General features: G+C 60.0%; 13 protein-coding genes and 1 tRNA gene. 4 read left to right on the forward strand and 10 right to left on the reverse strand.

Features of this window, described 5'->3' with window-relative positions:
* Positions 1–5: 5 nt before the first annotated feature.
* The 8 genes from MUY35_RS07035 to MUY35_RS07070 form a co-directional block, all read right to left on the reverse strand.
* On the reverse strand, positions 6–1,253 hold the full coding sequence (locus tag MUY35_RS07035; RefSeq protein WP_248365011.1) for a glutamate-5-semialdehyde dehydrogenase: 1,248 nt from the start codon (positions 1,251–1,253) through the stop codon (positions 6–8).
* 32 nt (positions 1,254–1,285) lie between these two features.
* Positions 1,286–2,392, reverse strand: a complete 1,107-nt coding sequence (proB, locus tag MUY35_RS07040; protein WP_248365012.1) for a glutamate 5-kinase — start codon at positions 2,390–2,392, stop codon at positions 1,286–1,288.
* Positions 2,380–3,411, reverse strand: a complete 1,032-nt coding sequence (gene obgE, locus MUY35_RS07045) for a GTPase ObgE (protein WP_248365013.1) — start codon at positions 3,409–3,411, stop codon at positions 2,380–2,382. The genes proB and obgE overlap by 13 nt, the downstream gene beginning before the upstream one ends.
* Positions 3,412–3,496: 85 nt before the next feature.
* Entirely contained in the window at positions 3,497–4,018 is a 522-nt protein-coding gene (locus tag MUY35_RS07050; RefSeq protein WP_248365014.1) for a GNAT family N-acetyltransferase, read from the reverse strand.
* The gene (locus MUY35_RS07055; RefSeq protein ID WP_248365015.1) at positions 4,015–4,533 is read right to left on the reverse strand and encodes a GNAT family N-acetyltransferase; all 519 of its coding nucleotides are present in this window, start codon (positions 4,531–4,533) and stop codon (positions 4,015–4,017) included. Before MUY35_RS07055 ends, MUY35_RS07050 begins: the two co-directional genes overlap by 4 nt.
* A 9-nt stretch (positions 4,534–4,542) precedes the next feature.
* Positions 4,543–5,082: a GNAT family N-acetyltransferase gene (locus MUY35_RS07060; RefSeq protein WP_248365016.1), complete on the reverse strand. Its 540-nt coding sequence runs from the start codon at positions 5,080–5,082 to the stop codon at positions 4,543–4,545.
* Between the two features lie 194 nt (positions 5,083–5,276).
* Entirely contained in the window at positions 5,277–5,546 is a 270-nt protein-coding gene (rpmA, locus tag MUY35_RS07065) for a 50S ribosomal protein L27 (protein WP_247035667.1), read from the reverse strand.
* 21 nt (positions 5,547–5,567) lie between these two features.
* Positions 5,568–6,170, reverse strand: coding sequence for a 50S ribosomal protein L21 (locus tag MUY35_RS07070; RefSeq protein WP_248365691.1), 603 nt, complete (start codon positions 6,168–6,170; stop codon positions 5,568–5,570).
* Between the two features lie 322 nt (positions 6,171–6,492).
* Between MUY35_RS07070 and MUY35_RS07075 the strand changes: the two genes are divergently transcribed.
* A complete protein-coding gene (locus tag MUY35_RS07075; protein ID WP_248365017.1) occupies positions 6,493–8,661 on the forward strand; it encodes a sulfotransferase in 2,169 nt (722 codons plus the stop codon).
* A 24-nt stretch (positions 8,662–8,685) separates the two neighbouring features.
* Here the strand turns inward: MUY35_RS07075 and MUY35_RS07080 are convergent, their stop codons facing one another.
* Both MUY35_RS07080 and MUY35_RS07085 read right to left on the reverse strand, forming a co-directional pair.
* A complete protein-coding gene (locus MUY35_RS07080) occupies positions 8,686–9,567 on the reverse strand; it encodes a hypothetical protein (protein WP_248365019.1) in 882 nt (293 codons plus the stop codon).
* Entirely contained in the window at positions 9,567–10,397 is an 831-nt protein-coding gene (locus tag MUY35_RS07085; protein ID WP_248365020.1) for a hypothetical protein, read from the reverse strand. The genes MUY35_RS07080 and MUY35_RS07085 overlap by 1 nt, the downstream gene beginning before the upstream one ends.
* A 166-nt stretch (positions 10,398–10,563) precedes the next feature.
* On the opposite strand from MUY35_RS07085, the gene MUY35_RS07090 reads away from it, so the two are divergent.
* From MUY35_RS07090 to MUY35_RS07100, 3 genes are all read left to right on the forward strand, one after another.
* Positions 10,564–10,653: transfer RNA gene (locus MUY35_RS07090), tRNA-Ser, on the forward strand.
* A 142-nt stretch (positions 10,654–10,795) separates the two neighbouring features.
* A complete protein-coding gene (locus MUY35_RS07095) occupies positions 10,796–12,064 on the forward strand; it encodes a tyrosine-type recombinase/integrase (RefSeq protein ID WP_248365692.1) in 1,269 nt (422 codons plus the stop codon).
* Between the two features lie 33 nt (positions 12,065–12,097).
* The gene (locus MUY35_RS07100; RefSeq protein WP_248365021.1) at positions 12,098–12,406 is read left to right on the forward strand and encodes a hypothetical protein; all 309 of its coding nucleotides are present in this window, start codon (positions 12,098–12,100) and stop codon (positions 12,404–12,406) included.
* The last annotated feature ends 337 nt before the right edge of the window (positions 12,407–12,743 follow it).

Genomic DNA, 12,743 nt, shown 5'->3' on the forward strand with positions numbered 1-12,743 from the left:
TCGCCTTAAGCCCGGACCGTCCCGTCGCCTTCAACCAGGTACTTGAACGATGTCAGCTGTGCCGCCCCAACCGGTCCGCGCGCATGCATCTTGCCGGTCGCGATGCCGATCTCGGCGCCCATGCCAAATTCGCCCCCATCCGCAAACTGGGTCGAGGCATTTCGCATCAGGATCGCACTGTCGAGCCGGGTGAAGAACCGCGCCGCTGTGGCGTCATTCTCGGTCAGGATCGCGTCGGTATGGGACGAGGAATAGCGGTTGATATGCTCTATCGCGCCGTCCACATCCGCGACGATTTTGGCGGCAATGATGCTGTCCAGAAACTCCTTGCCCCAATCGTCCTCGGTCGCGGCAAGCGTGCCGGTCAGCCCCGCGCCCGCGTGAACCTCGACCCCGGCCGCCATCAAATCGTCCAGCACCTTTTGACCAAGCGCAACCGCGTCCTTGTGGATCAGCAAACACTCTGCCGCGCCACAAATCCCAGTCCGTCGTGTCTTGGCATTCATCACCACACGCGCGGTTTTGTCGGGGTCGGCGTCCTTGTCGATATAGACATGCACGATGCCTTCCAGATGAGCAAAGACCGGCACACGGGCCTCGCGCTGCACCAAGCCAACAAGACCTTTGCCACCGCGCGGCACGATCACGTCGATATAGTCCGTCATGGTCAGCATCTGGCTGACTGCCGCCCGGTCACGGGTCGGCACACGCTGGATGGCATCTTCGGGAAGATCGGCGGCCCGCAGCCCGTCCTGCAAACACGCGTGGATCAGACCCGCAGAATGGAAGCTTTCCGACCCGCCGCGCAGGATCACGGCATTGCCCGCTTTCAAGCAAAGCGCCCCCGCATCCGCCGTCACGTTCGGGCGGCTTTCATAGATCACGCCAATGACGCCCAACGGTGTGCGCACACGCTTGATGCGCAGGCCCGAGGGACGATCCCATTCTTCCAGAACTTCGCCCACCGGATCGGCCTGCCCCGCCACGGCGCGAAGGCCGTCACACATCCCTTTGATGCGATCCTCGTCCAACATCAGACGGTCCATCATCGCAGGCGACAGTCCTTTGTCGCGGCCAAAGGCCATGTCTTCTTCATTGGCCGCGATGATCTCGGCCCGCCGGTCCCAACAGGCATCCGCCGCCGCCAGCAGTGCTTTTTCTTTGGCCTCGGCAGGCGCGAAGGCAAGCACCTTGGCCGCATCACGCGCGCGGCGTCCGATCTTTGTCATCATGGCCTTGATGTCTTCGCTCATTGGTCTGTCTCCAATATTCATGCTTTTGGCCGCTACAGCGCCATGTCGTCGCGATGGATCAGGGCTGCACGGCCCGGATAGCCCAGAATGGCCTCGATCTGGTCGGATCGCTTGCCCTGAATGGCGCGCGCTTCTTCGGCGGTATAGCGGCTCAGCCCTGCGCCCAGATGGGTGCCATCGGTGCTGTGAATTTCGACCGGGTCCCCGCGTTGGAAGCTTCCGCGCACTTGGGCCACACCTGCGGGCAACAGCGATTTCCCGGACTTGAGCGCCGCCACGGCACCCGTATCAACCACCACCGCCCCGCGTGATTTCATCGAAGCAATCCAGTGTTTGCGCGCCGCTTTCGGGTCAGTGCGGGCGGTGAACAAGGTGGACGCCGCCCCCCCAGCTAAAGCGGTCAGCGGGGACATACGTGACCCCAGCGTGATCGTCATATCGCACCCCGCGCCCGTCGCGGTTTTCGCCGCCATCACCTTGGTTTTCATGCCGCCTTTGGACAGTCCCGTTCCGGCATCACCCGCCATCGCCTCAATCTCGGACGTGATGGTGTCAATCACGTCATAACGCGTGGCCGAGGGATCATCCTTTGGGTTGCCGGAATAAAATCCGTCCACGTCGGACAGAAGCACCAGATGGTCCGCGCCGACCGTGACGGCGACCTGAGCGGCAAGCCGGTCATTGTCGCCAAAGCGGATTTCGTCGGTCGCGACCGTGTCGTTTTCGTTGACGATGGGCACCACGCCCAGTGACAACAGCGTCTCCAACGTCGCGCGGGTGTTCAGGTAACGACGGCGATCCGCGCTGTCTTCCAGCGTCACAAGCACCTGTGCGGTGGTCGCGCCCAAGGGGGCCAAAGCCTCTTCATAGGCGCGCGCCAGCCGGATTTGCCCGACTGCGGCAGCCGCTTGTGATTGCTCCAGAGACAAGGTGCCAGCCGGCAAGCCCAGCACGCCGCGCCCCAATGCGATGGACCCGGACGAGACCAGCACAACATCCGCCCCGCGCGCCTTCAGCGCCGCCACATCAGTGGCCAGAGACTGCAACCAATCAGACTTCAACGCGCCCGTTTTGGCGTCGACCAAAAGCGCCGAGCCGATCTTGACGACGATTCGTTTGGCGTCTGTCAGGGCCGCCACGTCTCTTCCTCCTCTACGGGTTTCTGGCGGATGCGGTCCTCGGAGATCTCTTTGCGAAGCGCGCGCAGAACCTCGACGGTGCCTTGCTGGGCGACGCCGGACATCAGCATGACAGGCCCGGCAACGGCCTCAAGTGCTTTGCGTTTTTCTTCCCGTTCTTCATCGTCCAGCGCGTCAATCTTGTTCAGGACTGTCACGCGCGGCTTGCCGCCCAAAATGTCGCCATAGGCTTCGATCTCGGTGAGGATGGTCTGCCAATCTTCGACAACATCCTCGGACGTGCCATCCACAAGATGCAACAGGACCGAGCAGCGTTCGACGTGACCAAGGAACAGATCGCCTAGGCCTCGCCCCTCGCTTGCCCCTTCGATCAGACCCGGAATATCCGCGACGACAAATTCGGCGTTGTCCACGCCAACCACACCCAGATTGGGGTGCAGCGTGGTAAACGGATAATCCGCAATCTTCGGTCGCGCGTTCGATGTGGCCGCCAGAAAGGTCGATTTGCCCGCGTTCGGCAGACCCAACAGGCCCACATCGGCGATCAGCTTCAGGCGCAGCCAGATGGTGCGTTCGACACCCTCCTGCCCCGGATTGGCGCGGCGTGGTGCGCGGTTGGTCGAGCTGGTGAAATGCAGGTTGCCAAAGCCGCCATTGCCCCCCTTGGCCAGCACGAAGCGCTGCCCGACTTCGGTCATATCGGCGATCACGGTTTCTTGGTCTTCGTCCAAGATCTCGGTCCCGACGGGCACGCGCAACACGATGTCGTCACCATCCGGGCCGGTGCGTTGTTTGCCCATGCCGGGGCGTCCGTTGCCCGCGAAGAAGTGCTGTTGATAGCGGAAATCGATCAGCGTGTTCAGACCATCGACCACTTCGACGATCACATCGCCGCCGCGTCCACCATCACCCCCATCAGGGCCACCATATTCGATGTATTTCTCGCGCCGAAACGACACGCAGCCGCCGCCGCCGGAGCCCGAGCGGATATAGACCTTTGCGAGATCGAGAAACTTCATGGGGCACGCGCCTTTTCTTGTTGTGACACTGGCGATAGAGGGAAATGAGCCGAGGCTCAAGAGTTGAGGGCCGTTTGGGGCGTTATCAAGTCCGCGTAAGTGGCGGTCGTGGCAATTGGAAGCAACGAAGCGGAAAATCACCGCCGCGCGCTTTGCATGTGCCTATCGTTGGCTCGACCTCGTGAAAGCCCAGCTTATCAAGAACCCGCACCGATGCGGGATTGTCGTCATATGCCGAGGCTTTAATCACGTCCCAGTCATATTGCGCCCAGACATGGTCCAGCAGCGCACGCGCCATTTCGGTCGCAAACCCTTGGCCCCAATGGGCGCGCGCGAACATATAGCCTAGTTCAGGCCCGTCATCATATATCGACAGTGCGCCCATGATCCCGACGATTTCGCCTTTGCAAAACACCGGCCCCGCCATGCCATTTGACGCGTTGATCGGAACGCACCGTGTTTTGGTGTAGGCGCGATCGGCGGGCCACGGCCAACTTGACGTCATCCGCACCACCTCGAAATCAGAGACGACGGCGTGGAACCCGTCAAGGTCCGTGGGTTGCGCGCGACGCATCATCAACCGGTCGGTGACAAGCCGCGTCATCATCGAGATGCCGCCCACATATCACGGGTCAATTCAGCCTTAACAAGTTTGACTTCAATACCTTGCGAGACGCAATTAACATCTTCGACGACACCCGTGTCACGAAATCCTAGCCTGTGCAGCACAGACTTGGACGCCACGTTTCCTTCGAAATACCCGGACCCGATTTGGTCGATATCCTGCTGCTGAAAGGCCCAGTTGACCAGCGCCAACGCGGCTTCGCCCATCACCCCGCGCCCTTGATGGGCACGACCCAGCCAATAGCCAAGCGTCGGGTCCAGACCGACCACACCCAGCACCTGACCCGCCTCTTCAATTGCCAATCCACCCAGCGGCGAGGTGTCGGCAAGATGCGCGAGGAACCCGTTGAAATCTGTCAACGTGTAAGGATGGGGAACAACCGTCAGCCAGCGCGCCACCTCGTAATCATCCAGCAGGCGCACCACATGTTCCCCGTCCGCAGCAGTTAGCGGACGAAGCGTAAACCGCTCCGTGTTGATCTTGATTTCACGTGACATGGCAAGACGTTACGCCATCTTCCGAATGTAGGTCCAAGTTGGCACATTGGCATTTCGCGCCACACAATGGCTTTCCGCATCGCCAATATATTCAAACCCCGCATGGGTTAGAACACGGGCCGAGGCCGCATTATCCTGGAACACCTCGGCAAAGATGGTCGTGTTTTCTTGCGGGTTGGCTGCGACAAGCGCTTGCACGGCCTCAGATGCGATGCCGGAGTTCCAGAACCCCGGCGCGACCCAATACCCAAGCTGCGACTGGGCACGATCCAAGTGGCTCAAGCTGATGACACCCAGAACTTCGCGCCCTTCGGCTTGGGCCGCGTCCATCACCCAAACATCTTCGATCCGTTCATTTTGCAATGCGCGATCGATGAACGCCTCGGTCGTGCCGGGCGGCAAAGGATGCGGGATTGATCGCGTGCCTGCCGCAACGCGTTCATCGGCGGTATACATGGAAAGCACCCCAACATCCGAACGTCGGACGGGCCGAAGAACAAAGCGCTCCGCGTCTATAAGCGGTTGGCGTGTGATCTCGATATGCTTCATGGCTTCCCCTCCTCTGAAAAGCGCAGAATGCACCGGGTCAATCAGTCTTTCCCCGGACATATCGCAGGATATGGTGGGGAATAAGACCAAATTGTGAAATCCCGATGAACAGCAAATATGTGCTTGGTACGAAAAGAAAAGGGGCCGGCTATCACAGCCGGCCCCTGGTTTTTCACAACCTTGTCAGGTTCGGCTTATTCAGCGGCCTCCGCCACTGGGAGAACCGAAATAAAGGTGCGGCCTTTCAGGCCTTTATGGAATTGGACGTGACCTTCGACAGTCGCAAAGATCGTGTGATCTTTGCCCATGCCGACATTGGCGCCCGGCCACATTTTGGTCCCGCGCTGACGCACGATGATGTTGCCCGGGATCACAATCTGACCACCGAATTTCTTGACGCCAAGGCGACGACCGGCTGAGTCGCGGCCGTTACGGGATGAACCGCCTGCTTTTTTATGTGCCATGCTATCTCTCCTTAGCTCTGATTAGGCCAGTGTTTTGGCCTGCTCAACCCACTCGGGTTTAACTTTGACGGCTTCAAAGCTGTCAACGTCAACGGCCGCAAGTTGGGCGAAGGTGGTGATGCCAGCTTCGGCCAGCTTCTTGGCGGCGGCCGGGCCGACACCTGTGATTGCGGTCAGATCATCCGCAGCGGCCGCAGCCGGTGCTTCAGCCTTCGCAGCTTTCTTCGGCGCGGCTTTCTTGGCCGGAGCGGCAGCATGAACTGCACCACCCGAAACCGAACCTGCACCGATGGCAGCTTTCACGCCCGACTTGTCGGCACCCTTTTCAAGGATGTCGGTCACGCGCAAGAGCGTCAGTTGCTGACGGTGGCCCTTGGTGCGCTTCGAGCTGTGCTTCCGGCGACGCTTCACAAAGTGAATGACTTTTTCGCCTTTGATCTGGTCGATGATTTCGGCCTGCACACCAGCACCGGCAACGGTGGGGGTGCCGACGGTTGCACCAACCATCAGAATCTCGTTGAACTGGACTGTTTCGCCAGCATCAGCTGCCAGCTTTTCGACACGCAGAACGTCCCCAGCTTGGACCTTATACTGCTTGCCGCCGGTTTTCATAACCGCAAACATTTGATCTTCCTTCATATTCCGCGTCCTATGGCCCCGGATGAACCGGTGTTTGACGAAGGGGTGATCCCTTCACTTGCCTCGAACTGCGCGCCCCGATGGGCAAAGTTAAAGCTCCCACACGGGAATTTCCCGGTAGGAGTGGCGGCTTATCGGGCGAATTCGCCAGTAAGTCAAGACGATATCCGTGGATAATTCTGCCCCTCGGACACCCGCGTCAACAACCCTTGCAGGCCTTGTCATGACATATTAGGCCAAGAAAGGAAATGTCCAGCGTGCGCGCCTCGGCCTGCGACGCGAAAAACTTACCGCAAGGAGCCCCGTGATGCTGCCGCTGAATTCCAACCAAATCCCGGCCATGTTCAACCGCGCCTTGGGGCTGGCGCGCGCGGGCAAGTCGCGCGAGGCATTGGATCTTTTCGCACAATTATCAAAGCTGGCCCCCAAACGGGCCGAGATACCGTTTCACATGGCCCAAATTCATCTGCAGGCGGGTCGCCCGAAAGACGCAAGCCAACTACTGGCCCGCGCCGTCAAACTCGCCCCGGCTGAGGTGAAGGTATGGCAGGCATATGCCACTGCCGTCGCCGCCTATGGGAATGATCAGGCCCGGAAGGACGCAAAGGCGCAATTGAAAACCGCCAATCTGGGCCAGCGGGATCGTAAGGCCATCGCCAAAGCCATGGACGCGACCCAGACCAGCACCGCGCGCGTGTCCTCAAAGGTTTCAGCGGCCGAGATTAATGCGCTTGTCGCGCGTATCAACGCAGGCCAGATGGCCGAGGCCGAAGCGCAGGCGCATCAACTGATCGCGACACACGGCAAAAGCGAAATCCTGTCGACCATCCACGGTGCCGCCCTTGCCAGTCTGGGCCGCTTGGACGAGGCCGAGGCCGCCTTTGGCGCCGCCCTAAAGATCGACCCCGATTATGGCGAAGCCGCCGCGCAACTGGGCCAACTCCTCTTGGCGACCGGACGGCGGCACGAGGCAAAAGAGGTTCTGCTGCAAGCCCGCCGCCTGATCCCACATAACCCAATCGTATTGGGCAATCTGGGCAAGCTCTATCACGATCTGGGCGCGCCACGCGAAGCGTTGGAATGTCTGGATCTGCTGCTGAAACAAGACCCTGACAACCGGCTTGCCCTTTTGACCCGCGCACAGGCCCATGTGACGCTGGAAAACGCCGTGCAGGCCATTGCCGATCTGGATCATCTGGAACGTCTTGTCCCGCCCACCGGGGAAACACTCGCGCTTGGGGCGGTGGCGCGTAAACTTGCGGGCGACGCAGAAGCTGCCCGCGAACGGATCGACGCCGCCCTCAAGGCCGACCCTGACAGCCTGCGCGTTATCACCATTGCCGCCAATCTCTTGCAACAAGAAGGGGCGATGGACGCAGCCGACGCGGTGCTGCGCGCGGCCGTGGAACGGGGTGTGCGTTCTGGCGCTGTTTACCGGATGATTGCGCAAGGCAAGAAGCTGGCAGCCGATGACCCCCTAGTCGCCGAAATGGAAGCCCTGTGGGCGCGCGATGATTTGCCCGAGGATGGGCGCATGGATCTCGGCTATGGGCTTTTGAAAGTGATGGAGGATGCGGGCGACTATGAGAAAGCCTGGCACTACCTGTCGCGCGCAAACCAGATCATGGCCAAGCTTCACCCCCATGACCAAACCAAGGCGCAACGCGATTTTGATCGCCTGACAGCGTTTCTCGACGGGTTCGACGCGGACCGGATCGGCAAGGTCGGCTATCAAGACAACCAGACCATTTTCATCACCGGCCTGCCGCGGTCTGGCACCACGTTGGTGGAACAAATTCTTGCCAGCCATTCGACCGTCACCGGCGGCGACGAGCTAGGCATCCTGCACCCGATGGCGTTTCAGGCGGTGGCGAAGACCGACCGCGACGGTGGCACCATTGCGGACATGACCCCGACGCAGCTAGAAACGTTAGGGCGTGACTATCAGGCGGCCATCGACATTCGCGTGCCGGGGGCGAAGCGGATCACCGACAAGACAATCTCGACCTATCAGATTGCGCCTTTGGCGTGGCTGTCACTGCCCAATGCCAAGATCGTCGCATTGCGCCGCGACCCGCGTGACAATCTGTGGTCGATCTTCAAAAATCGGTTCGTAACCGGATTGCACCTTTATTCTTATGCACAAGCTGACCTTGTCGAAACCTACCGGCTCTTCACCAAATATTTGGCACTTTGGCGCGACATGGCCCCCGACCGTATTTACGAGATCGAGTATGAAACGCTGGTGGCCAACCCAGAACAAGAAGTGCGCAAGCTGCTGGAGTTCTGCGGGTTGGAGTGGGAAGACGCCTGCCTTGATTTTCACAAGACCGACCGGAATGTGAAAACCCTGTCACTGGCGCAGGTGCGCCAGCCGCTTTACAACTCGTCCATCGGAAAATGGCGCAATTACGAGGCGCATCTGAGCGAAATGGTCGACGGGTTGAAGGGGCTGGACGGCGTGCCAGAGGACTGAGCGCCCCCCCTGCCCGTCCTTCGACTAAAGGTCCTGCTGCGCCCCGATCTCTCCCACCGCGCGACCAAGGTCGGCGGATAGGCGCACATAAACCTGATCCAGCGCTTCAAACATCGCGTGGTTCAGCGCGTGCCCCGCTTCGGTTTCCGAAAATGCAACGTAAGCCTCCAGCACCTCTGCTGACACGGGGTCATAGGCGGTCGACAGGAAGGCAAACAGCCATTCGGATGTGTCGCGTCGGATTTCGACCTCTTGCGACCACACTTCGAACAGGATTTCCTGCTCGGTCAGTTTCTCACCGGGCACCGGATGGGCATCCGTCAACGCGCGCAAGAAGGCATAATTTGAATTGAGCGCGCCCATGACATTGCGTTCGACAAGGTCGTTAACCTCGACAAAATGCACGATTACGTCCTCGTGCGGCGTCAGGGCGCGACCGCTAAGCCAGGCACTGCGCGCGCGGGTTTCGACATCGCCTTCCATAAACGCCCGGCGCGCTGTGATCTCTAGCTCGACAACGTTCTGGATGTCCTCGGATTTATAGAAGTCGCAGAGCGCATCTAAGTGGGCGGCATCCAGCGACGCCTCCATCGCCTGTTCGGCTTCGACCTGCAGACGGTCGGAATCATAGATCGCCTGCACCCGCTTGCGCCACGGATCACCACCGGGATGGCCCAGAAGATCAACATCGGCCTCCAGCGCCATACTGGCACCTTCCTCGCGCATGATCTCGACAAGATCATCTAGCCGCAGAAGCGACCAAAGTTCGTCATAAGCTTGTGTCTCGGTCTGCGCAGCCGCTCCTGCATCACGGCTGGCCGCATAGGACACAGATGGCACAGAAAGCACCAAGAGGGCTGACAGCGCCGCTGCAACGCAAAGGGTTTGCCGCAGTCCGGGTTTCATCACAGCTCCTGCTCTGGACGCAGATCGGCCAGACGGCTGGCCAGCGTTTCATACCGTTCCGCCATGATCTGGTATTGAACGGCGTTTAGAATCTCATAGACCTGCCCCATTTTCGGGTCTTGCAACGCGGCCAGATAGTCGATCAGTTCTTCGTCGGACAGATCACGATAGGCATAGGCGTTTGCCACAAGGCTATTTACTTCGATATTTTGTCGCATCTCGCCCGCCTGTTCCAACAGCATCAGACGCAGGTCTTCCTCGGAAATATCAAAGTCGCTGACCCCGGCCGCCACCGCCGCCATCAGATAGCGGACTTGGATTTCCACGATGGATTTGATAGCCGTTTCGGTCGACCCAATAGCTTTGCCCATTTCGCGAAACAACTCAAGCCGGATGCTGTTTTGGTCCAGCAACTCACCCGTCAGTCGTTCACCCTCGGCGTATTTTTCTGTGTCATCGGCCATATGGCTTTCGTTTTCGACCTCAACCAACCGTTGGCCCAGAGTGCTGCTGTAGAAATCCGCGCCGTGATTCAGCAGCTCATCCGGCATAACGGCGCCAATCATCTCGACCGCCTCTGAGATCATCTCATCGGGGTTGAAAACCTCCTCCGCCAGTTTGACCCACTGACGACCAAACATATCGGGATCTTCGCCCGTTAGGGCAGGCCCGGCCATGGCCCCTTGCTGGATCGAGGCAATCGCCACGTCAAAGCCCGTAACCTCCAAGAATTCGCGGATGTCTTGTTCTTCGGCGGCCTGCGCCACTGGCACCGCCCCCAGCACCATGAAAACAAAGGCAAACACCGGCACCAATCTGTTGAGTTTCATCGGACTTACGGCCCCTTCGGCTGGTCAATTCCCCCGCAGACTAGCCCCGCACACACCAAGTGCCAAGGTCTGCCCGATCACGAAACCGCAGGTCGGCGGTGAATTGTGCAAAAAATGGCTTGCACATGGCGCGCGGGCGATTTATCCCCCGCCGCAAGACCCCCGCGGAGAGGTGCCGGAGTGGTCGAACGGGGCGGTCTCGAAAACCGTTGTGGGTGCAAGCCTACCCAGGGTTCGAATCCCTGTCTCTCCGCCATTTACCCCAAGATCGCTGTTTCGTAACGCGCTGATAATAGTGCGAATTTCGGCGTTTTCGCGCTTATGGCGGTTCCCGGTCCGCTTGATTTGCTGCACATTTTGCTACACAATTTGCTGCACAAACGCGGAGGTTTTCCGTCATTAGCATTGCAAAGAGAGGCCGTCTCTACCATCTCCGCCGCCGCGTTCCGCGCCGGTATGGAGGGGTTGAGCTACGCGAAACGGTCTGGATCAGCCTGCATACGGACTCCGAGATGGTTGCCAGGAGCAAGGCGGATCGCGCGTGGAGCCAGATGATTGAGGCATGGGAGGCGCGGTTGGCTGGGGATAGCCGCGACGCGGAGGCCCGCTATGAGGCCGCGCGGGAGCTGGCCCGAGTTCGCGGCTTTCGGTATCTGGACGCAAGTTCTGTGGCGGAACTTCCGGTCGGCGACGTTTTGGAGCGCGTTGAGGCCATCCCTGCGCCTGCGAACCAACCGGATAGGGTCGAGGCTGCAGCCCTTCTCGGCACCATCCCCGAACCCCGCATAACGGTCACCAAGGCGCTCGAGCTCTACTGGACGCTTGCGCGTGAGAAGACCTTCGGCAAAAGCGAAGACCAATTGCGCCGTTGGGAAGCCCCCCGGAACAAAGCCATCAAGAATTTCGTTGCGGTCGTCGGTGACAAGGAGATCGCGAACATCACCCGCGACGACATGCTCGACTTCCGCCAGCACTGGCTCGACCGGATCGAGGCAGGTGAAGTGACGGCGAATTCCGCGAACAAGGACCTGATCCATCTGGGCGACGTGCTCAAGACGGTGAACACGATGAAGCGGCTTGGGTTGTCGCTGCCGCTTGGCGAGCTGTCCTTCAAGGAGGGCGAGGCAAGGACCCGCCCGCCCTTCAGCGAAGACTGGATCAGAACGAGGCTGTTGGCACCCGGCGCGCTGGAAGGGTTGAACGGCGAAGCGCGCGGCCTGCTGTTGGGGATGGTGAACACAGGCTTTCGCCCGTCCGAGGGGACAGCGCTGACGGCGGACACGATCCGGCTCGACCATAACGTGCCGCACATCTCGATTGAACCGACAGGCCGTCAGTTGAAGAGCCAGTACGCCCGCCGCATGATCCCGCTGACGGGCGTATCGCTGGAGGCCTTCAAGGAATTCCCCGAGGGGTTTCCGCGCTACCGTGACAGCGCCACATTGAGCGCGACTGTGAACAAATTCCTCCGAGGCAAAGGGATGTTGGAGACGCCGCGCCACTCCTTCTACTCGTTGCGACATTCCTTTGAAGACCGCATGCTGGCCGCCGGGATCGATGATCGCATTCGCCGCGACCTTTTCGGTCACCGGCTTGATCGTGAGCGGTATGGCAAGGGCGCGTCACTGGAACATGTCGCCGAGCTTGTCGCCCGGATCGCCTTCTGACCCAGCAAGGCATGCGCCCGGCGCTGCACTTGTGTGAGCCGCGTCTCTTCCTTCACGGCTGCGGCCAGTTCCGCCTCAAGACGCTCGAAGATCGGTGTAAACGCTGCGTCCTGGACAACGAGCTTCGACACCTTCATGAGCGCCGCCTCGATCCGCGCGGCATCGACCGTCCGGGACGGACGGGGCTGCTGCTGGGAAGGGCCAGTCAAAGGTGTCATGCAAGATAGCATGGAGCCATGCGTTCGGCTTGTGCAGATCACGCAGACCGTCCGCGCAAAACGGCTTGCCACAGCGTACAAAACGGACAGTTGGATTGTCCGGCGCATCGGCGTCTCGCGATGAATTCGACCGGCGACCGCCATGCCTCAGAGCGATATTGCCGAGCTTCGAATCATCCCGGTCCGGTTGGCTGCGCAGGCACGTTGGCGGCATGATGAACATCACGCATTGGGCTTTTTGGGAGGGCCGACGGGAGCTACGGAAGGGGATGGCAAGATAAAGCGAGTTCCTCGCTGCCCGGGCCTGTGGCCCTAAGCTGTTGTCTGCACATTGTTTTTCGGCGTGATATCCGATGGGCCGCACCGTGCCGTGCGGCAGGGTTTTCCGTTTTTCTCAATGATATCAATAGTTAGACGTGGCACGCCGCGCGGTGTGTTCGCGCTGGAACCCGCTACAGCCT

Source organism: Aliiroseovarius sp. S1339 (assembly GCF_023195695.1).
GTDB lineage: Bacteria > Pseudomonadota > Alphaproteobacteria > Rhodobacterales > Rhodobacteraceae > Aliiroseovarius.

Excerpts from the sequence above, each read along its gene's own strand:
- rpmA (WP_247035667.1), bottom strand. The coding sequence starts at position 5,546 with ATGGCACATAAAAAAGCAGGCGGTTCATCCCGTAACGGCCGCGACTCA.
- MUY35_RS07060 (WP_248365016.1), bottom strand. The coding sequence starts at position 5,082 with ATGAAGCATATCGAGATCACACGCCAACCGCTTATAGACGCGGAGCGC.
- MUY35_RS07080 (WP_248365019.1), bottom strand. The coding sequence starts at position 9,567 with ATGAAACCCGGACTGCGGCAAACCCTTTGCGTTGCAGCGGCGCTGTCA.
- obgE (WP_248365013.1), bottom strand. The coding sequence starts at position 3,411 with ATGAAGTTTCTCGATCTCGCAAAGGTCTATATCCGCTCGGGCTCCGGC.
- MUY35_RS07070 (WP_248365691.1), bottom strand. The coding sequence starts at position 6,170 with ATGTTTGCGGTTATGAAAACCGGCGGCAAGCAGTATAAGGTCCAAGCT.
- MUY35_RS07035 (WP_248365011.1), bottom strand. The coding sequence starts at position 1,253 with ATGAGCGAAGACATCAAGGCCATGATGACAAAGATCGGACGCCGCGCG.
- MUY35_RS07050 (WP_248365014.1), bottom strand. The coding sequence starts at position 4,018 with ATGATGACGCGGCTTGTCACCGACCGGTTGATGATGCGTCGCGCGCAA.
- MUY35_RS07055 (WP_248365015.1), bottom strand. The coding sequence starts at position 4,533 with ATGTCACGTGAAATCAAGATCAACACGGAGCGGTTTACGCTTCGTCCG.
- MUY35_RS07085 (WP_248365020.1), bottom strand. The coding sequence starts at position 10,397 with ATGAAACTCAACAGATTGGTGCCGGTGTTTGCCTTTGTTTTCATGGTG.
- MUY35_RS07075 (WP_248365017.1), top strand. The coding sequence starts at position 6,493 with ATGCTGCCGCTGAATTCCAACCAAATCCCGGCCATGTTCAACCGCGCC.